This is a genomic window from Cellulomonas avistercoris, from assembly GCF_014836445.1.
Classification (GTDB): domain Bacteria; phylum Actinomycetota; class Actinomycetes; order Actinomycetales; family Cellulomonadaceae; genus Cellulomonas; species Cellulomonas avistercoris.
This window is the reverse complement of record NZ_JACSQV010000006.1, coordinates 132,490-151,538: the sequence shown is the minus strand read 5'-3', so window position 1 is coordinate 151,538 and position 19,049 is coordinate 132,490. Positions and strand designations below refer to the sequence as shown.

General features: G+C 74.3%; 13 protein-coding genes. 10 read left to right on the top strand and 3 right to left on the bottom strand.

Annotated features, from left to right (window positions below; translation table 11 throughout):
* Positions 1 to 228: 228 nt before the first annotated feature.
* Positions 229 to 2,064: an ABC transporter ATP-binding protein gene (locus H9657_RS08860; protein ID WP_318241387.1), complete on the top strand. Its 1,836-nt coding sequence runs from the start codon at positions 229 to 231 to the stop codon at positions 2,062 to 2,064.
* Positions 2,061 to 3,800 (top strand): ABC transporter ATP-binding protein, encoded by a 1,740-nt coding sequence (locus H9657_RS08855; protein WP_191782481.1) that lies wholly within the window; start codon positions 2,061 to 2,063, stop codon positions 3,798 to 3,800. The genes H9657_RS08860 and H9657_RS08855 overlap by 4 nt, the downstream gene beginning before the upstream one ends.
* A gap of 11 nt (positions 3,801 to 3,811) precedes the next feature.
* Here H9657_RS08855 and H9657_RS08850 read toward each other — a convergent pair whose 3' ends face one another.
* Positions 3,812 to 4,624: an SURF1 family protein gene (locus H9657_RS08850; protein ID WP_191782480.1), complete on the bottom strand. Its 813-nt coding sequence runs from the start codon at positions 4,622 to 4,624 to the stop codon at positions 3,812 to 3,814.
* Between the two features lie 219 nt (positions 4,625 to 4,843).
* On the opposite strand from H9657_RS08850, the gene H9657_RS08845 reads away from it, so the two are divergent.
* The 3 genes from H9657_RS08845 to H9657_RS08835 all read left to right on the top strand — a co-directional run bounded on the left by H9657_RS08845 (position 4,844) and on the right by H9657_RS08835 (position 10,820).
* The gene (locus tag H9657_RS08845; protein WP_225214960.1) at positions 4,844 to 7,393 is read left to right on the top strand and encodes a phosphoketolase family protein; all 2,550 of its coding nucleotides are present in this window, start codon (positions 4,844 to 4,846) and stop codon (positions 7,391 to 7,393) included.
* Positions 7,394 to 7,485: 92 nt separating this feature from the next.
* Positions 7,486 to 9,594 carry a phosphate acetyltransferase gene (gene pta / locus H9657_RS08840; protein WP_191782627.1) on the top strand — a complete coding sequence of 703 codons (2,109 nt, stop codon included), beginning with the start codon at positions 7,486 to 7,488 and terminating at the stop codon, positions 9,592 to 9,594.
* Positions 9,595 to 9,599: 5 nt separating this feature from the next.
* Positions 9,600 to 10,820 carry an acetate/propionate family kinase gene (locus H9657_RS08835; RefSeq protein ID WP_191782478.1) on the top strand — a complete coding sequence of 407 codons (1,221 nt, stop codon included), beginning with the start codon at positions 9,600 to 9,602 and terminating at the stop codon, positions 10,818 to 10,820.
* Between the two features lie 52 nt (positions 10,821 to 10,872).
* Here the strand turns inward: H9657_RS08835 and H9657_RS08830 are convergent, their stop codons facing one another.
* Positions 10,873 to 12,486, bottom strand: a complete 1,614-nt coding sequence (locus H9657_RS08830) for a succinic semialdehyde dehydrogenase (protein WP_191782476.1) — start codon at positions 12,484 to 12,486, stop codon at positions 10,873 to 10,875.
* Positions 12,487 to 12,690: 204 nt separating this feature from the next.
* Here H9657_RS08830 and H9657_RS08825 point away from each other — a divergent pair, with 204 nt between their 5' ends.
* The 5 genes from H9657_RS08825 to H9657_RS08805 all read left to right on the top strand — a co-directional run bounded on the left by H9657_RS08825 (position 12,691) and on the right by H9657_RS08805 (position 17,830).
* Positions 12,691 to 13,752, top strand: coding sequence for an ABC transporter substrate-binding protein (locus H9657_RS08825; protein WP_191782474.1), 1,062 nt, complete (start codon positions 12,691 to 12,693; stop codon positions 13,750 to 13,752).
* Positions 13,749 to 14,804 carry a FecCD family ABC transporter permease gene (locus H9657_RS08820; RefSeq protein WP_191782472.1) on the top strand — a complete coding sequence of 352 codons (1,056 nt, stop codon included), beginning with the start codon at positions 13,749 to 13,751 and terminating at the stop codon, positions 14,802 to 14,804. The genes H9657_RS08825 and H9657_RS08820 overlap by 4 nt, the downstream gene beginning before the upstream one ends.
* The gene (locus H9657_RS08815) at positions 14,801 to 15,853 is read left to right on the top strand and encodes a FecCD family ABC transporter permease (protein WP_191782470.1); all 1,053 of its coding nucleotides are present in this window, start codon (positions 14,801 to 14,803) and stop codon (positions 15,851 to 15,853) included. The genes H9657_RS08820 and H9657_RS08815 overlap by 4 nt, the downstream gene beginning before the upstream one ends.
* Before the next feature lie 71 nt (positions 15,854 to 15,924).
* A complete protein-coding gene (locus H9657_RS08810; RefSeq protein ID WP_191782625.1) occupies positions 15,925 to 16,725 on the top strand; it encodes an ABC transporter ATP-binding protein in 801 nt (266 codons plus the stop codon).
* Positions 16,726 to 16,729: 4 nt separating this feature from the next.
* The gene (locus tag H9657_RS08805; protein WP_191782468.1) at positions 16,730 to 17,830 is read left to right on the top strand and encodes an alpha/beta hydrolase; all 1,101 of its coding nucleotides are present in this window, start codon (positions 16,730 to 16,732) and stop codon (positions 17,828 to 17,830) included.
* Positions 17,831 to 17,884: 54 nt separating this feature from the next.
* On the opposite strand, the gene H9657_RS08800 is transcribed toward H9657_RS08805, so the two are convergent.
* Positions 17,885 to 19,009: a GuaB3 family IMP dehydrogenase-related protein gene (locus H9657_RS08800; protein WP_191782467.1), complete on the bottom strand. Its 1,125-nt coding sequence runs from the start codon at positions 19,007 to 19,009 to the stop codon at positions 17,885 to 17,887.
* Between the last annotated feature and the right edge of the window lie 40 nt (positions 19,010 to 19,049).

Here is a 19,049-nt window from a genome sequence, read left to right as displayed (position 1 = left end):
CCCCCCGATCGTGCCGGGCCGCGGCCCCCGGGCGCAGGGCCCACCGACTCACGCCGGACCTGCTCGCAGGGCCACGTCCACCAGCGCATGGGCCCTCGGACCCAGACCGGCCGAGTTCACCCGCACCGGTGCGCGGTGCACACCCTCGGCGGGGGCCGGCCACCCGCCGCTCCCGGCCCCGGGAAAACGTCTCGTCGCTGTCAGTACCGCCCCGTAACGTGGACCGACGTGCGCTCCCTTCCTCTCGCAGATCCCGGCACCCCGCCGCTGCGCGGTCCCGCCGCCTACCTGGGCTGGCTGGCCCGCCGGCAGTGGGGCATCCTCCTCGCCGCCGTGTCCTGCGGCGTCGTGCAGTTCGCCTGCCAGGCGTTCCTGCCGTACCTCACGGGTCGCGCGATCGACGACGGCCTCGAGCAGGGCTTCGGCCCCGACCTCCTGCGCGCCGCCGGCGCGCTGCTGACGCTCGGCGTCGTGAGCGCGGCCGCGTCCGCGGTCGGCCACCGGTTCGACGTCGCGAACTGGCTGCGCGCCGCGTTCACGACGTCGCAGCTCGTCGGGCGCACCACGGCGCGATCGGGGCACGCGGTCACGGCGGAGCTCCCGACGGGCGAGGTCGTCTCGGCCGTCGCGAACGACGCCCTGCGGGTCGGTGACCTGTTCGCCGTCACGGCGCGGTTCATCGGCTCCCTGACCGCGTACGCCGCCGTCGCGGTCCTCATGCTCCAGGTCTCCGTGCCGCTCGGGCTCGTCGTGCTCCTGGGCCTGCCCACGGTCGCCGCCGCGCTGGGCCTGATGGTCAAGCCGCTGCAGCGGCGCCAGTCCGCGCAGCGCGAGGCGTCGGGGAGGCTGACGACGCTCGGCTCCGACACCGTCTCCGGCCTGCGCGTGCTGCGCGGCATCGGCGGTGAGTCGGTCTTCACGGGCCGCTACCGCCGCCAGTCCCAGCTCGTGCGCGAGCGCGGCGAGAACGTCGCGGTGACGCAGTCCTGGCTCGACGCCCTGCAGGTGCTGCTGCCCGGCCTGTTCGTCACGGCCCTCGTGTGGATGGGCGCCCACATGGCGCTGACCGGGGCGATCACGCCGGGTCAGCTCGTCACGACCTACGGGTACGCGGCCTTCCTCGGGTGGCCGGTGCAGAACGCGACCGAGTTCCTGCAGGCGACGACCCGCGCCGTCGTGGCGACGCGCAAGGTGCTCGCCGTGCTGCGCGTCGTGCCGGCCGCGGGGGCCACGCCGGGCGCGGCCGCCATGCCGCCCAGCGGCTCGCCCCTGGTCGACGAGGCCAGCGGTGTCACGCTCGAGCAGGGCCGCGTCGTCGCGCTCGTGTCGGCGGACCCCGACGAGTCCGCCGCCATCGCCACCCGGCTCGGACGGTTCGACGACGACGCGGAGGCGGGGACGCCGGTGCTGCTCGGGGGCGTGCCGCTGCGCGACCTGCCGCTGGCCGACGTCCGGCGCCGCATCGTCGTCGCCGAGGCGATGCCGCAGCTGTTCTCCGGCAGCCTGGCCGCCGGCCTCGACGTGCGCGGCCGCGCCGCGCGCGAGGACCTCCTCGCCGCGAGCGGCCTCGCCGACGCGCAGGACGTCCTCGACTCCGTGCCCGACGGCCTGGACGGCGAGCTGCCGGAGAAGGGCCGCTCGCTGTCCGGCGGCCAGCGTCAGCGCGTGGCGCTGGCCCGCGCCCTGCTCACGGAGGCCGAGATCCTCGTGCTCGTCGAGCCCACGAGCGCGGTCGACGCGCACACCGAGGCGCGGATCGCCGCACGCCTGTCGGACGCCCGCCGCGGACGGACCACGCTCGTGGTCACCGCCAGCCCGCTCGTGCTCGACCACGTCGACGAGGTGCAACTGGTCGTCGACGGCGGGCTCGTGGCACGCGGCACGCACGCGGGGCTGCTCGACGGCGTCGCGGGGCCGGACGTCGCCGCGACCTACCGTCGCGTCGTCGGCCGGCGCATGGACGACGACCTGCCCGTCGAGGGCTCGTTCGACGAGGTCGGACCGCCGCACCTCGCACCGTACGACCTGTCCTCCCTCGACCAGCCCACCGGAGGTGCCGCGTGAAGCTGCCCATCGCCGACGCGGCGACCGTGCGCGCCTACGCCGCCGAGCTGCTCGGCCGGCACCGCCGCCGCCTGGGCGGCCTCGCGGCGCTGCACACGCTCGCTGCCGTCGCGGGCCTGGCCGGGCCCCTGCTCCTGGGCCGGCTCGTCGACGCGGTGACGCGGGGCACGGACGCGCGGTACGTCAACACGCTCGTCGCGGTCGGCGCCGTGGCCGTGCTCACGCAGACCGGTCTGATCCGGTACGCGCAGCGGGCCTCCATGCTGTTCGGCGAGCGGGTGTTCGCCGAGCTCCGCGAGGAGTTCCTCGAGACCGTGACATCGCTGCCGCTGTCGGTCGTCGAGCGCGCCGGCACGGGCGATCTCGTGGCCCGCACGACGAACGACGTCAACAAGCTGCAGCACGCCGTCCGGTTCGGGGTCCCGCGGGTCATCGTCGCCGTGGTCACCATCACCCTCACCGTGGTCGCGTGCCTGGTCATCGACCCGCTGGTGTCGCTCGGCCTGTTCCTCGGGGTGCCGACGATGGTGCTCATGGTCCGCTGGTACCTGCGGCGCGCGACGCCCGCGTACGTGCGGGAGTCGGCGTCCTACGCGGTGCTCAACGGCACGATCACCGAGACCGTCGAGGGCGCGCGGACGGTCGACGCCCTGGCGCTGGCCGACGCCCGCGAGCAGCAGGTGCGCGACGACCTGCGCGAGGCGTTCGACGCCGAGCGCGCCACGCTGCGGCTGCGCACCATCCTCTTCCCCGGCGTGGACCTCGCCTTCGTGCTCGCGCCGGTCGCCGTCCTGGTCTGGGGCGGGTACCTCGCGTCGACCGGCCACGTGACGCTCGGCGCGGTCACCACGATCGTCATGTACGCCTACCAGGTGACCGGGCCGGTGTGGGAGCTGATCTTCTGGGTCGACGAGATCCAGGTCGCCGCGACGGCCCTGGCCCGCATCGTCGGCGTCCGGCTGGTCGCGACCGACCGCGAGGCGTCGGACGCGCAGCCGACCGACGAGCGCATCTCGACCCGCGGCCTGCGGTACGCGTACCGCGAGGGCCACGACGTGCTGCACGGCATCGACCTCGACCTCGCGCCCGGCGAGCGGCTGGCCGTCGTCGGCCCGTCCGGGGCCGGCAAGTCGACGCTCGGCCGCATGCTCGCCGGCATCCACCCGCCCACGGGTGGCACCGCGACGGTGGGCGGCGTGCCGCTGGTCGACCTGCCGCTCGAGGAGCTGCGCGGCCACGTCGCCCTGGTGACCCAGGAGCACCACGTCTTCGTCGGCACGGTCGCGGACAACCTGCGCCTGGCGAAGGTCGAGGCGGACGACACGGAGATCGAGCGGGCGCTGCGCGCGGTCGACGCGTGGGAGTGGGTCCAGGGCCTGCCCGAGGGCCTGGCGACCGAGGTCGGCTCGGGCGGCACCGCGCTGACACCGGCGCAGGCCCAGCAGCTCGCCCTCGCGCGCCTCGTGCTGCTCGACCCGCACACGCTCGTGCTGGACGAGGCGACGTCGCTGCTGGACCCGCGCGCCGCGCGCCACCTCGAGCGCTCGCTGTCCGCGGTGCTCGAGGGACGCACGGTCGTCGCGATCGCGCACCGGCTGCACACCGCGCACGACGCGGACCGCGTGGCCGTGGTCGACGCGGGACGGATCAGCGAGATCGGCCCGCACGACGAGCTCGTCGCCGCGGGCGGCGAGTACGCGGCCCTGTGGCGGTCCTGGCAGCACGAGTCCGTCTGAGGACGGACGCCTCAGGTCACGCCGACGCGGGGCTCGGCGTCCTGCGACGCCTCGTCGCCCGGCAGCGGGGGCCGTCCGGCGGCCTCGTCGCGCACGAGGCGCCACCACAGCCCCACGGCGAACAGCCCGAAGATCCACCACTGGGCGGCGTACGCCAGGTTCTGCACGTTGAGCCCCGAACCCGCGCGCGTGGGCGGGTCGAGCCCGTCGAGGCCGTCGGCCGCCGCCGGGTCCGTGGGGTCGCTCGACTGCACGACGAGGTACCCCGTGTAGATCGGACCGCCCCACGCGGCGAGCAGCTGCGCGGCGCTGATCGCGTCGGTGCGCCCGCCGTCGACCGCGGACCCGGCCTCCTCGGCCACCTGCAGCCATCCGACGAGCTCGACCTCGCCGGCCGGAGCGGCGGCGACGTCGGCGGTCGGCGACCAGCCGCGCACGACGGGCAGCACGGCCTCGCCGTCGGCGGTGGGGACGCGCAGCGGCGTCAGGACGAGGAAGCCGTCGGTGCGGCCGTCGTGCTCGCGGCCCGTCACGAGGAGCGTCGCGGCGTCGTCGTACGTCCCGGTCACGACGGCCTTGCGGGCGACGAGGTCACCCGCGAACGTCTGGCCCGGGGCGAGCAGGTCGGTCAGCGGCTCGGGGTCGGCGGTCACGATCCGCGCGGCCTCGCGCTCGGCCGACGCGGCGCCGCGGACCTCGGCGCGCTCGAGCTGCCACGCGCCCAGCCGGCCGCAGACGGCCGCGGCGGCGAGCAGCACCACGAGCAGGCCGAGCATGCGGGGTCGCAGCGCGGCGCGCCACAGGGAGGTGGGGGTGTCGGCCACACCTCACGGTACCCGGCGTGACAGGCTCCTCCCGGCCGTCGCGGCGTGCCGTTGTTCACCCGCGCGCAGGTCCGGTGCTCCTGCGTCGGCGCTGCATGTGCGCTTGTATGGCTGTGGTCAGGAGCACAGGTGAGGTGGGTCGGACGTCCCATCTCTCGCCACGACCTCACGCAAGGCTGGGGTCCGACCCAGCCGGACGGCTTCCCTCGGGAGGGGACCATGACTTCCACCACCACGGACCAGCAGCCTGCCGGTGCCGGTCCCATCGCCCCCGGGTCGTTCGCGGCCGGCGAGGCGCGTACCGCCTGGCGCAGGGGCGCGGACCAGGTCGACGACGCGACGCTGCAGCGCCTCGAGAAGTGGTGGCGCGCCGCCAACTACCTGTCGGTCGGTCAGATCTACCTGCTCGACAACCCCCTGATGCGCCGGCCGCTGAGCCGCGACGACGTCAAGCCGCGCCTGCTCGGCCACTGGGGCACGACGCCGGGCCTGAACTTCCTGTACGCGCACCTCAACCGGGCGGTCGCCGAGCGGGAGCAGTCGACCATCTACATCACCGGCCCCGGCCACGGCGGTCCGGGCCTCGTCGCCAGCGCCTACCTCGACGGCACGTACTCCGAGGTGTACTCGGACGTCACGCAGGACGAGGAGGGGATGCGCCGGCTGTTCCGGCAGTTCTCGTTCCCCGGCGGCATCCCGTCGCACGTCGCACCCGAGACCCCCGGCTCGATCCACGAGGGCGGTGAGCTCGGGTACGCCCTGAGCCACGCCTACGGCGCCGCGTTCGACAACCCGCACCTGCTGGTGGCGGCCGTCGTGGGCGACGGCGAGGCGGAGACGGGCCCGCTGGCGACGAGCTGGCACTCCAACAAGTTCGTCAACCCGCAGCAGGACGGCATCGTCCTGCCGATCCTGCACCTCAACGGCTACAAGATCGCGAACCCGACGATCCTGGCCCGCATCCCCGACGACGAGCTCACCGACCTCATGCGCGGCTACGGGCACACGCCGCACGTGTTCGTCGCGGGCTTCGACGACGAGGACCAGCTCTCGATCCACCGACGCTTCGCGGTGCTGCTCGACGAGGTGCTCGACCAGATCGCCGACATCAAGGCGCGCGCGGCGACGGGCGACCTGACGCGCCCCATGTACCCGATGATCGTGTTCCGCACCCCCAAGGGCTGGACGGGTCCGGCGGAGATCGACGGCAAGAAGACGACCGGCTCGTGGCGTGCGCACCAGGTGCCGCTCGCCAACGCGCGGGACACCCCGGAGCACCTCGCGGTGCTCGAGGACTGGCTGCGCTCGTACCGCCCGGACGAGCTCTTCGACGCCACGGGCCGCGTGGACGACGACGTCTCGGCGCTCGCGCCCGAGGGCGACCTGCGGATGAGCGCCAACCCGCACGCCAACGGCGGTCTGCTGCTGCGCGACCTGCGCCTGCCGGACTTCCGCGACTTCGCGCAGGACGTGCCGGCGCCCGGCGCCACGTTCGCCGAGGCGCCGCGCGTGCTCGGCGAGTTCCTCACCGAGGTCATCCGCCGCAACCCCGACAACTTCCGGATCTTCGGCCCGGACGAGACCGCGTCCAACCGCCTGCAGGCCGTGTACGACGTGACGGCGAAGCAGTGGAACGCCGAGTTCGAGGGGCCGGAGGTCGACGAGCACCTCGAACGTGCCGGCCGCGTCATGGAGATGCTCTCGGAGCACCAGTGCCAGGGCTGGCTCGAGGGCTACCTGCTCACGGGGCGCCACGGGCTGTTCACGTCCTACGAGGCCTTCATCCACATCGTCGACTCGATGTTCAACCAGCACGCCAAGTGGCTCAAGGTCACCAACCACATCCCGTGGCGCCGCCCGATCGCGAGCCTCAACTACCTGCTGTCGAGCCACGTGTGGCGCCAGGACCACAACGGCTTCAGCCACCAGGACCCGGGGTTCATCGACCACGTGGTCAACAAGAAGGCGGAGGTCGTGCGGGTCTACCTGCCGCCGGACGCCAACACGCTGCTGAGCACGTACGACCACTGCCTGCGCAGCCGGCAGTACGTCAACGTCGTCGTGTCCGGCAAGCAGCCCGCGCCCAACTTCCTCACGATGGAGCAGGCGGTCGCCCACTGCACGCGCGGCCTGGGCATCTGGGAGTGGGCCGGGTCGGAGGCGCAGGACGAGGAGCCCGACGTGGTCCTCGCGTGCGCCGGCGACGTGCCGACGCTCGAGGTGCTCGCCGCGGCGGACATCCTGCGTCGTGAGCTGCCGCAGCTCAAGGTGCGCGTCGTCAACGTCGTGGACCTCATGCGCCTGCAGGACGCGCGCGAGCACCCGCACGGGCTGTCGGACCAGGAGTTCGACACGATCTTCACGGCCGACCGGCCGATCGTGTTCGCCTACCACGGCTACCCGTGGCTCATCCACCGCCTCACGTACCGCCGCAACGGGCACGCGAACCTGCACGTGCGCGGGTACAAGGAGGAGGGCACGACGACCACGCCCTTCGACATGGTCATGCTCAACGACCTCGACCGGTTCCACCTCGTCATCGACGTCATCGACCACGTGCACTGGCTGCGCGCGTCCCAGGCGGGGCTGCGCCAGCGGATGGTCGACGAGCGCATCCGCGCGCGGCAGTACACGCGCGCGCACGGCGAGGACATCCCCGAGGTCCGCGACTGGGTGTGGCCCGACGTCGGCGAGACCGCCACCGAGGAGGGCGGCCCGCAGCCGTCGCGGGCGCCGGTCGCCGCCGACACGGGCGGGGACAACGAGTAGCAGGCTTGCCAGCGGTCGCGTCAGGGCCCACCCGCCCGGACGCGACCGGAGGACCACGTGCCCCTACCGGGGCCAGGAGAGTGAGCAGCACAGTGGCCAGGACGATCTACGTCATGTCGGCCGAGGGTGACACGGGCAAGTCCGTCGTCGCCCTGGGTCTCGTCGACCTGCTGACGCGCACGGTGCAGCGCGTCGGCGTCTTCCGCCCCGTCGCACGGTCGACCGAGGAGCGGGACTACGTCCTCGAGCTCCTGCTCGAGCACGACGGCGTCGACATCGCCTACGAGGACGCCGTCGGGGCGACGTACGACGAGGTGATCGACGACCCCGAGGCCGCGCTGTCGCGCATCGTGTCGCGGTTCCACGACGTGGGGCGCCGCTGCGACGCCGTCGTGGTGGTCGGCACCGACTACACCGACGTCGCGGGGCCCACCGAGCTCGCCTACAACGCGCGGATCGCGGCCAACCTCGGCGCGCCCGTCGTGCTCGTGGTCAACGGTGCGCAGCGCTCGCTCGAGGACGTGCACCACGCGGTCGACGTCGCGACGACGGAGATCGTGGCGAACCACGCCCAGGTCGTCTCGGTCATCGCCAACCGCTGCGACCCCGCGTCGCTCGACCAGGTGCGCGCGGCGCTCGCCGGCGAGGTCCCCGTGTGGGCGGTGCCGGACTCGCCCCTGCTGTACGCGCCCACGCTGCGTCAGCTCATGCACGCGGTCGGCGGCACGCTGACCGGCGGCGACGAGGAGCTGCTGGGCCGCGAGGTGCTCGACGTGCTCGTCGGCGCCATGTCGATCGAGCACCTGCTGGACCGGCTGCAGGACGGCGCCGTCGTCATCACCCCGGGCGACCGCGCCGACGTGCTGCTGGGCCTGCTCATGGCGCACCAGGCCGAGGGCTTCCCCTCGCTCGCGGGCCTCATCCTCAACGGCGGGCTCGCCCCCGCCCCCTCCATCGAGCGCCTCGTCGCGGGCCTCGGCTCGCGCCTGCCGCTCATCACGACGTCCCTGGGGACGTTCCGGTCCGCGAGCGCCGCGGCCACGACCCGCGGGCGGCTGACGCACGACGCGCAGCGCAAGGTCGACGTCGCGCTCGCGCTGTTCGAGCAGCACGTCGACGGGGCCGAGCTGCTGGCGATGCTGGCCGTCCCGCGCCCGGGCGTGGTCACGCCGCTGATGTTCGAGTACGCGCTGCTCGACCGGGCGCGCTCGGACCGCAAGCACGTGGTGCTGCCCGAGGGCAACGACGACCGCATCCTGCGGGCGGCGTCCACGCTGCTGCAGCGTCAGGTCGCGGACCTGACGCTCCTCGGCGACGAGACGGCGATCCGGGCGCGCGCGACCGAGCTCGGGCTCGACCTCGACGGTGCGCAGGTGCTCGACCCGAAGAACGGCGCGACGCTCGAGCGGTTCGCGGAGGTGTACACCGAGCTGCGCCGGCACAAGGGCATGACGGTCGAGCGCGCGCGCGAGATCGTCTCCTCGGTGTCGTACTTCGGCACGCTCATGGTCCAGCTCGGCATGGCCGACGGCATGGTGTCGGGCGCGCTGCACACGACCGCGCACACCATCAAGCCCGCCTTCGAGATCATCAAGACGACGCCCGGCGTGAACAGCGTGTCGAGCTGCTTCCTCATGTGCCTCGAGGACCGCGTGCTCGTCTACGCCGACTGCGCCGTCATCCCCGACCCCACCGCCGAGCAGCTCGCTGACATCGCGATCTCCTCGGCCGCGACGGCCGTGCAGTTCGGCATCGAGCCGCTCATCGCGATGCTCTCCTACTCGACCGGCGAGTCCGGCTCGGGCGCGGACGTCGAGAAGGTGCGGGAGGCGACGCGCCTGGTCCGCGAGCGGCGTCCCGACCTGTCCGTCGAGGGCCCCATCCAGTACGACGCAGCCGTGGACGCGTCGGTCGCGATGACCAAGATGCCGGACTCGGCCGTGGCGGGCCGGGCGACCGTGCTGGTCTTCCCCGACCTCAACACCGGCAACAACACGTACAAGGCCGTGCAGCGCTCGGCCGGCGCCGTCGCCATCGGCCCGGTCCTGCAGGGGCTGCGCAAGCCCGTCAACGACCTGTCGCGGGGTGCACTCGTGCAGGACATCGTCAACACCGTCGCGATCACCGCGATCCAGGCGCAGGCGCTCGACCAGGCCTCCGTCGCCGGGGAACCCGGCACCGTACCGACACCGGAGGCATGAGCACGATGAGCACGTCCACCCCGTCCGACCAGCCCCGCGCGAGCGTGCTGGTCATCAACTCCGGCTCGTCGTCGATCAAGTACCAGCTGGTCACCCCGGACGACGGCCGCGCCGTCGCCTCCGGCCTGGTCGAGCAGATCGGCGAGAGCACGGGCGCCGTCAAGCACGTCGCCCACGGCGTCACGACGCGTCGTGAGCTGCCGGTGCCGGACCACGCGGAGGGTCTGCGGATCGTCCTGGGGCTCTTCGAGGAGATCGGGCCGGACCTGGCGTCCGCCCACGTCGTGGCCGTCGGCCACCGCGTCGTGCAGGGCGGCGCCCGGTTCGACGGGCCGGCCCTCGTCGACGCGAAGGTCGAGCGGGACATCGACGAGCTGTCGCCGCTGGCGCCGCTGCACAACCCGGCGAACCTCACGGGCATCCGCGTCGCGCAGGCGCTGCTGCCCGACGTGCCGCACGTGGCGGTCTTCGACACCGCGTTCTTCCACCACCTGCCCGCCGCGGCGGCGACGTACGCGATCGACACCGAGGTGGCCACGAAGTACCGCGTGCGCCGCTACGGGGCGCACGGGACGTCGCACCAGTACGTGTCGGACAAGGTCGCGCGCGTGCTGGGCCGTCCGCTCGAGGAGCTCAACCAGATCGTGCTGCACCTCGGCAACGGCGCGTCGGCGTCGGCCGTGCGCGGCGGCGTCGCGGTCGAGACCTCGATGGGCATGACGCCGCTCGAGGGCCTGGTCATGGGCACGCGCTCGGGCGACCTCGACCCTGCCGTCCTGTTCCACCTGCACCGCAACGCGGGCATGAGCGTCGAGGAGCTCGACGACCTCCTCAACCGCCGCTCGGGCATCAAGGGCCTGTCGGGCGTCAACGACTTCCGGGCCCTGCACGAGCTGGTCGAGAAGGGCGACGCCGGTGCGCGGCTCGCGCTCGACGTCTACCTGCACCGCCTGCGCAAGTACATCGGCGCGTACTACGCGGTGCTCGGCGGCGTCGACGTCATCACGTTCACGGCGGGCGTCGGCGAGAACGACGACATCGTGCGCGCCGGGGCCCTGTGCGGGCTGGAGGGCATGGGCATCGTCATCGACCTCGAGCGCAACGCCGGCCGCAAGAGCGAGCCCACGGTCATCTCCGCGGACGGCTCGCGCGTGACCGTGATGGTCGTGCCGACCAACGAGGAGCTGGCCATCGCGCGGCAGTCGGTGGCGGTCGTCGGCGCCTGAGCGCACCCACGAGCGACCGGGGCCCGTCCTGCGGGTCCCGGTCGCCGTGCGTTCAGGGCAGGCGCAGCGCCCGCTCGACGCGCAGCAGACGCGTGAAGACGCGCGGCCACACCTCGGTCCCGAGCTCGTGGATCTGCCGGACGCCGACCGTGCGGCCCGCGTGCACACCGCGCTGGGCCACGACGGACTGGGTCCACGTCGTCTCCCACAGGCCCTCGCGCCCGTGACGCCGCCCGTGGCCCGACGCGCCGACACCGCCGAGCGGCGCCCCGACGCTCCCCCACAGCAGGTGGTGGCTGTCGTTGACGACCACGGCACCGGCGCGCACGCGCGTCGCGAGCGCCGCACCGCGGGCCGCCGAGCGCGTCCACACGGCGGCGACGAGCCCGAGCTCGGAGTCGTTCATGGCGGCGACCGCCTCGTCGTCCGACGCCACGGGGTACACGGCCACGACCGGGCCGAACGTCTCCTCGCGGTACGCGCGGGCGGCCTCCGGCACGTCGGCCAGCACGGTCGGCTCGTAGAAGTACGGGCCCAGGTCGGGCCGCTGCTCGCCGCCGACCAGGACGGTGGCGCCGTGGCCGACCGCGTCCTCGACGTGCTCGACGACGCGCGCGAGCTGCGCGGTGCCGACGAGCGAGCCCATGTCGGCGCGGTAGTCGAGGCCCGACCCGAGGCGCAGCGCGGCCGTGCGGCGCACCAGGGCCGCGACGAACGCGTCCCGGACGTCCTCGTGGACGTAGAGGCGCTCGATGCTCGCGCACAGCTGACCGGCCGACCCGAAGCACGCGCGCACCGCACCCTCGGCGGCCGCCTCGACGTCGACGTCGGCCGCGACGTACATCGCGTTCTTGCCGCCGAGCTCGAGCGTGACGGGCACGCCCAGCTCCCCCGCCCGCGCGGCGAACACGCGTCCGGAGCGCGTCGAGCCGGTGAAGCCCGCCTGGTCGACGTGCTCGAGCAGCGCCATCCCGACCTCGGGGCCACCGACCACGACCTGCACGAGGTCGGCCGGCAGGCCCGCGTCCTCGAGCAGCTCGGCGCACCACAGCAGCGTGAGCGCGGTCTGCGGGTCGGCGCGCAGCAGGACCGCGTTGCCCGCCACGAGCGCGGTCAGGGCGTCCCCCAGCCCGAGCGACAGCGGGTAGTTCCAGGGCGTGACGATCGCGACGACGCCGAGCGGGTGACGCAGCACGCGCGCCGAGGAGAAGGGACCCGTCAGGCCGCGCACCCGGCGGGACGCGAGCAGCCGGCGGGCGCGCAGCGCGTAGTAGCGCGCCGTGTTGGCGACCTCGCCGAGCTCCTCCCACGCGTGCGTGCGGGCCTTGCCCGTCTCGACCTGGAGCAGGTCGAGCACGTCCGACTGCCGCTCGAGCAGCAGGTCGTGCACGCGCAGCAGCAGCGCGGCGCGCTCGGTCACGGACCGCGCCGCCCACAGCCGCTGGGCGGCCCGGGCCCGGCGGGCCGCGTCGGGCAGGTCGTCGACGCCCGTGAGCGGGACGGCGGCGATCGGCGCCCCGGTGAACGGGGCGATGGACGTCGACGTCGCGTGGCCGGGGCCGGCGACCACCCGGGCCAGGAGCGGTCGGACGTCGTCCGGCTCGAGCACGTACGTCGCGAGCGGGTCGGTCTCCGGGTCCTGCAGGTCGGCATGCTCGTGCGCCATCGCGTCAGCGTACGCCGGGCACCCCGGAGGCACCGCGGACGCGCCGCGGGCCCCGCGACCGGCACGACGGACATGTCGCTGACGTCACTCCCGCCCGCGAAGGGTCATGCCGTAAGGTAAGCCTCACCTACTGAGCCCGCCTCCCGCGGGCCCGTCGGGGCCGTCCCGCGCCCACGACGACAGCGACCCCCTGCGAAGGACATCATGCGCACTGCGCCCTCCCGCCGCGCCTGGCGACCGCTGGTCGCCGCGACCGCCGTGTCGCTCCTGCTCGCCGCCTGCGCCACCGGCGGCACGGACGAGCCCGCCGACGACGCCACCTCCTCCGCCGCCGCCTCGGGTGCGTTCCCCGTCACGCTGACCAGCGCGTTCGGCGAGACCACGATCGAGTCGGAGCCGACCGCGGTCGCCACCGTCAACTGGGGCAACCACGACGTGCCGATCGCCCTGGGCATCGTGCCGGTCGGGTTCGCGAAGGCGACGTACGGCGACAACGACACCGACGGCGTCCACCCCTGGACGTACGAGGCCCTCGAGGAGCTCGGGGCCACCGGCGACGCGCTGCCGGAGCTGTTCGACGAGACGGACGGCATCCCGTTCGAGGCGGTCAACAACACCGCCCCCGACGTCGTGCTCGCGGCCTACTCCGGGCTGACCGAGGAGGACTTCACGACCCTCTCGCAGATCGCCCCCACCGTCTCGTGGCCCGAGTTCGCCTGGGGGACGAACTGGAAGGACATGGCGCTCATCAACGGCGAGGCCATCGGACGCAAGGCCGAGGCGCAGGCGCTCGTCGACGACGTCCTGGCCCAGATCGACGACGCGCTCGCCGAGCGGCCCGACGTCGAGGGCAAGACCGTCGCCTACACGTGGATCGACCCGGCCGACCCGAGCACGATCGGCGTCTACACGCCGCTCGACGCGCGCGTCCAGCTCCTCGACGACCTCGGCATGACGACCGCGCCGTCGGTCGTCGAGCTCGCCGGCGACACCGAGGAGTTCTTCGTCAACCTCGCCGCCGAGCAGGCCGACACGCTCGCCGACGTCGACGTGCTCGTCACCTACGGCGACGACACGACGCTCGCGACGCTCCAGGCGGACCCGCTGCTCAACAAGATCCCCGCCGTGGCCCGCGGGTCGGTCGTCGTCGTCCCCGACGGCGACCCGATCTCCTCGGCCACGTCGGGCCCGACCGTCCTGTCGGTGCCGTGGGCGCTCGACGCGTACCTCGACCTGTTCCAGGCCGCGGCCGCGCAGGTCGGATGACCCTCACCGCCACACCCGGAACGCCGGCTGCCACCCTCGGGGGGCGGCCGGCGTCCCTGCGCCGTCGACGCACGGTCGGGCTCGCCGCGTGCGTCGTGGCGGTGCTGCTCGCGGTCGTCGCGTCGCTCGCGTTCGGCGCCCGCGTCGTCGGTCCGTCCGACGTCGTCGCCGGCGTCCTGCACCCGGACACGTCCGACATCGCGCAGGCGGCAGTGCGCTCGCGCGTCGCGCGCACGTTGCTCGGCCTGCTCGTCGGCGCCGCTCTCGGCGTCGGCGGTGCGGTCCTGCAGGGCCTGACGCGCAACCCGCTCGCGGACCCCGCGCTGCTGGGCATCAGCTCCGGGGCGTCCCTCGCCGTCGTCCTCGGGATCATGCTGCTCGGGCTGTCGACGCTCACGCAGTACGTGTGGATGGCGTTCGCGGGCGCCGCGCTCGCGTCGGTCCTGGTGTACGCGATCGGCTCGCTGGGCCGCGAGGGCGCCACCCCGCTCAAGCTCGCGCTCGCGGGGGCCGCGACGACGGCGGCGCTCGGCTCGGGCGTGTCCATGGTGCTGCTCTCGCGCACCGACGTGCTCGACACGTTCCGCTTCTGGCAGGTCGGGTCCCTGGGCCGTGCGTCGTTCGCGGAGCTCGGCCAGGTGCTGCCGTTCCTCGCCGTGGGCGCCGTCCTCGCGGTCGGCTGCGCGCGCGGCATGGACGCCATCGCGCTCGGTGACGACGTGGCCGTCGGGCTCGGTCAGCGCGTCGGCGTGATCCGTGCCGTCGGCGGGACCGCGGCCGTGCTGCTGTGCGGGACCGCGGTCGCCGTCGCGGGCCCCATCGGCTTCGTCGGGCTCGTGATCCCCCACCTCGCGCGCACCTTCACGGGACCCAGCCACCGCTGGCTGCTGCCCACCTCGGCCGCGCTCGGCGCGGCCCTGCTGCTCGCCGCCGACGTCATCGGCCGCGTGGTGGCACGCCCCCAGGAGATCGAGGTCGGCATCGTCACCGCGCTGCTGGGGGCCCCCGTGTTCATCGCCATCATCCGGCGCCACAAGGTGGCGGCGCTGTGACCGCCGCGCTCGCCCCGGCCCCGGCCGCCGGCGCCGTCGTGGCCCGTGGCCGGCGCGCCCGCACCCGACGCCGCCGCACGGTGCTGGTCGTGCTCGTGCTGGCGGTCCTCGCCGTGGCCGTCCTCGCGCTGTGCGTCGGCGAGCGGTCCTCCTCCCCGGCGGAGGTGCTGCGCGTGCTGCTCGGCGAGCAGGTGCCCGGTGCGTCGTTCAACGTGGGCGTGCTGCGCGCCCCGCGGGTCCTGACGGGCATCCTCGTGGGCGTCGCCTTCGGCATGGGCGGCGTCGTGTTCCAGACGATGCTGCGCAACCCGCTGGCCAGCCCCGACATCATCGGCGTGAGCGCCGGCTCCTCCGCGGCGGCCGTGGTCGCGATCACGCTGTTCGGACTGTCCGGTGCCGCCCTGTCCGTCGTGGCCGTCGTGGCCGGGCTGGCCGTCGCCGCCGCGATCTACGCGCTGTCGTGGCGCAGCGGCGTGCAGGGTGCCCGGCTCGTGCTCATCGGCATCGCCGTGGGCGCCATGCTCGACTCCGTCATCGGGTACGCCCTGACCCGTGCGGGGGTCTACGACGCGAACGAGGCGCTGCGCTGGCTCACGGGCTCCCTCAACTCGGCGTTCTGGCCCGGTGTGGGCCCGCTCGCGGCGGCCCTCGCGGTGCTGCTCCCCGTCCTGCTCGTGCTGGCCCGCCGCCTGCCCGCGCTGCAGCTCGGCGACGACGCTGCCGCCGGTCTCGGGGTATCCCCGGACCGGTCGCGGCTCGGGCTGCTGCTCGTGGCCGTCGCGGTCATCGCCGTCGCGACGGCGGCGACCGGGCCCATCGCGTTCGTCGCCTTCCTGTCCGGGCCCATCGCGCACCGCCTGATGCGCGGCACCGGGGCGCTGCTGGTCCCCGCGGCGCTCGTCGGTGCGCTGCTCGTCCTGTCCGCCGACCTCGTCGGGCAGCACCTGCTCGTGCACCGGTTCCCCGTGGGCGTCGTCACCGGCGTCCTGGGCGCGCCCTACCTGCTCTGGCTGCTGGCCAGGACCAACCGATCCGGAGGCTCCCTGTGACGGACCCCGTCCACACGCTCGCGGTCGAGGGCATCACCGTCGGGTACGACGACCGGGTCGTCGTGCACGACATGACGCTCGAGATCACGCCCGGTGCGGTCACGGCCATCGTCGGCGCCAACGGCTGCGGCAAGTCCACGCTGCTGCGCGCGATGGCACGCCTGCTGCCCGCGCGCACGGGTCGCGTCCTGCTGGACGGCACGCCGATCGACTCGATGCGGTCGCGGGACGTCGCGACGGTCCTGGGGCTGCTGCCGCAGGCGCCCGTGTGCCCCGAGGGCATCGCGGTCGCGGACCTGGTGGGCCGGGGCCGGTACCCGCACCAGGGCTGGTTCCGCCGGTGGACGGCGCAGGACGACGCGGTCGTCGAGCAGGCGCTCGTCGCGACCGACATCCTCGACCTCGCCGACCGGCCCGTCGACGAGCTCTCCGGCGGGCAGCGGCAGCGCGTGTGGATCGCCATGGCGCTCGCGCAGCAGACGGACGTCCTGCTGCTCGACGAGCCGACGACGTTCCTCGACGTCGCGCACCAGGTCGACGTGCTCGACCTGCTGGTCGACCTCAACCGTGACCGCGGCACGACGATCGTCATGGTCCTGCACGACCTCAACCTCGCCGCGCGGTACGCCGACCGGCTCGTCGCGCTCACGGACGGCCGCCTCTACGCGCAGGGGGACCCGTCGGACGTCGTGACCGAGCAGATGGTGCGGGACGTGTTCGGCATGGCCGCGCGCGTCGTCCCCGACCCGGTCAGCGGGACGCCGCTGGTGCTGCCGCTGGGCCGGCACCGCACGGGCCGCGGCACGCAGCCGGCCGACGAGGGTGCCGCCACACCTCCCACCGAGCGCCCGGCGGCACAGCCCGTACCGTGAGGTGATGACGTCCGACGACGACGACGCGGCGGCCCCGGCACCCGGCTGGGTGCCGGACGTGCTCGGCCCCGGCTACGAGCAGCGGACGCTGCCGCTGCCCGCGGACGACGCCGGACCGGCCGTCGCGACGCTCGTGCGTCGGCTCCCCGTCGCGGAGGACCCCGACCTGGGCCTCGACGTGCTGTACGTGCACGGGTGGTCGGACTACTTCTTCCAGACCGAGCTCGCCGACTTCTGGGGCTCGCAGGGTGCCCGGTTCTTCGCGCTCGACCTGCGCCGGTACGGCCGGAGCCTGCGCCCCGGGCAGATCCCCGGGTTCGTCACGGACCTCACGACGTACGACGCCGACGTGGCCGCGGCCCGCGCCGCCATGGCCGAGGACGTGCCGCCCGACCGGCCCCGGCGACTCGTCCTGATGGGCCACTCCACCGGCGGCCTGACACTCAGTCTGTGGGCCGCGCGGCACCCGGGCGAGGCCACCGCCCTGGTCCTCAACAGCCCGTGGCTCGAGCTCCAGACCCGCGAGGTGGGGCGTGCCGTGCTGGAGCCGATGGTGCAGGCCGACGCGCGGCTCAACCCGGCCCACCGGCTGCCGGTCGTCGACCGCGGCTTCTACACGCGCGTCGTGTCCGACGCGTACGGCGGCGAGTGGCACTACGACCTGACGTGGCGGCCCGAGCACGGCTTCCGGGTGACGTCCGGCTGGCTCGCGGCGGTCCTCACCGGCCAGGCCCGGCTCGCTCGCGGCCTGGACGTGCGCGTGCCCGCGCTCGTCCTGCTGTCCACGCGCAGCGCCCTCCTGCCCCGCTGGGACCCGTCCATGAGCCGCGCCGACGTCGCGCTCGACGTCGAGGGCGTTGCCCGGCGCGCGGCCGACGTGGGCCGGCACGTGACCATCGTGCGGATCGAGGACGCGCTGCACGACGTCGTGCTGTCGCCCGCGCCCGTGCGTCGGACGGCCTACGAGGCGATGGCGCAGTGGCTCGCCGGCACGGTCACGCTGGGGCACGCGGCCGTCGCCACCGCCCGTGCGCCGCACCCGCACGGCAGCGCCCCGGCGCGTCCCCGCCTGCCCGACGTGCCGGAGCGGCACGGCCGGCGCTGAGGCCGGCCGCGCCCGCGGGTCCGTGCGGCGGGTGCGTCAGTGCGGACCGGTGCGTCAGTGCGGCTGGTACGGCGAGACGACGACCTCGATGCGCTGGAACTCCTTGAGGTCGGAGTAGCCGGTCGTGGCCATCGCACGGCGCAGCGCGCCGATGAGGTTGAGCGTGCCGTCGGCCGTGTGACCAGGGCCGAACAGGATCTGCTCGAGCGTCCCCACCGTGCCCACCTCGACGCGCTCACCGCGCGGCAGCTGCGGGTGGTGCGCCTCGGGGCCCCAGTGGAACCCGCGCCCGGGGGCGTCGGTCGCACGCGCGAGCGCGGCACCGAGCATCACCGCGTCGGCGCCGCACGCGACAGCCTTGACCAGGTCGCCCGAGCGCCCGACGCCGCCGTCGGCGATGACGTGCACGTACCGGCCGCCGGACTCGTCGAGGTAGTCGCGCCGCGCCGCGGCCACGTCCGCGACGGCCGTGGCCATGGGGGCGTGGATGCCCAGCGACACGCGCGTGGTGTGCGCCGCTCCCCCGCCGAACCCGACGAGCACACCGGCCGCACCCGTGCGCATGAGGTGCAGCGCCGCGGTGTACGTCGACGCACCGCCCACGATCACCGGGACGTCGAGCTCGTAGATGAAGCGCTTGAGGTTCAGCGGCTCGGCCCGGCCCGAGACGTGCTCGGCCGACACCGTGGTCCCGCGGATGAGGAAGAGGTCGACGCCCGCGTCGACGACCGTGCGCCAGTGCTCCTGCGTGCGCTGCGGGCTCAGCGCGCCCGCGACCACGACGCCCGCGTCACGGACCTCCTGCAGCCGGGCGCGGATGAGCTCGGGCCGGATCGGCGCCGCGTAGATCTCCTGCATGCGGGCGGTCGCGCGCGACGCGTCCAGCGCGGCGATCTCCTCGAGCAGGCCGGTCGGGTCGTCGTAGCGCGTCCACAGGCCCTCGAGGTCGAGCACGCCGACACCGCCGGCGCGTCCCAGCGCGACCGCGGACGCCGGGCTCACGACGGAGTCCATGGGGGCCGCGAGGACGGGCAGGTCGAAGTGGTAGGCGTCGATCTGCCAGCCGACCGACACCTCCTCCGGGTCGCGCGTGCGCCGCGAGGGCACCACCGCGATGTCGTCGAAGGAGTACGCCCGGCGTCCTCGCTTGCCCCTACCGATCTCGATGTCGCTGGTCACCCGACGAGCCTACCGGCGCGCGCCGGGGGGCCCGGCGCGC

What these genes read in the sequence shown, in the direction of transcription:
- H9657_RS08845 (WP_225214960.1), top strand. Translation starts at nt 4,844, where the DNA reads ATGACTTCCACCACCACGGACCAGCAGCCTGCCGGTGCCGGTCCCATC.
- H9657_RS08835 (WP_191782478.1), top strand. Translation starts at nt 9,600, where the DNA reads ATGAGCACGTCCACCCCGTCCGACCAGCCCCGCGCGAGCGTGCTGGTC.
- H9657_RS08830 (WP_191782476.1), bottom strand. Translation starts at nt 12,486, where the DNA reads ATGGCGCACGAGCATGCCGACCTGCAGGACCCGGAGACCGACCCGCTC.
- H9657_RS08825 (WP_191782474.1), top strand. Translation starts at nt 12,691, where the DNA reads ATGCGCACTGCGCCCTCCCGCCGCGCCTGGCGACCGCTGGTCGCCGCG.
- H9657_RS08820 (WP_191782472.1), top strand. Translation starts at nt 13,749, where the DNA reads ATGACCCTCACCGCCACACCCGGAACGCCGGCTGCCACCCTCGGGGGG.
- H9657_RS08810 (WP_191782625.1), top strand. Translation starts at nt 15,925, where the DNA reads ATGACGCTCGAGATCACGCCCGGTGCGGTCACGGCCATCGTCGGCGCC.
- H9657_RS08805 (WP_191782468.1), top strand. Translation starts at nt 16,730, where the DNA reads ATGACGTCCGACGACGACGACGCGGCGGCCCCGGCACCCGGCTGGGTG.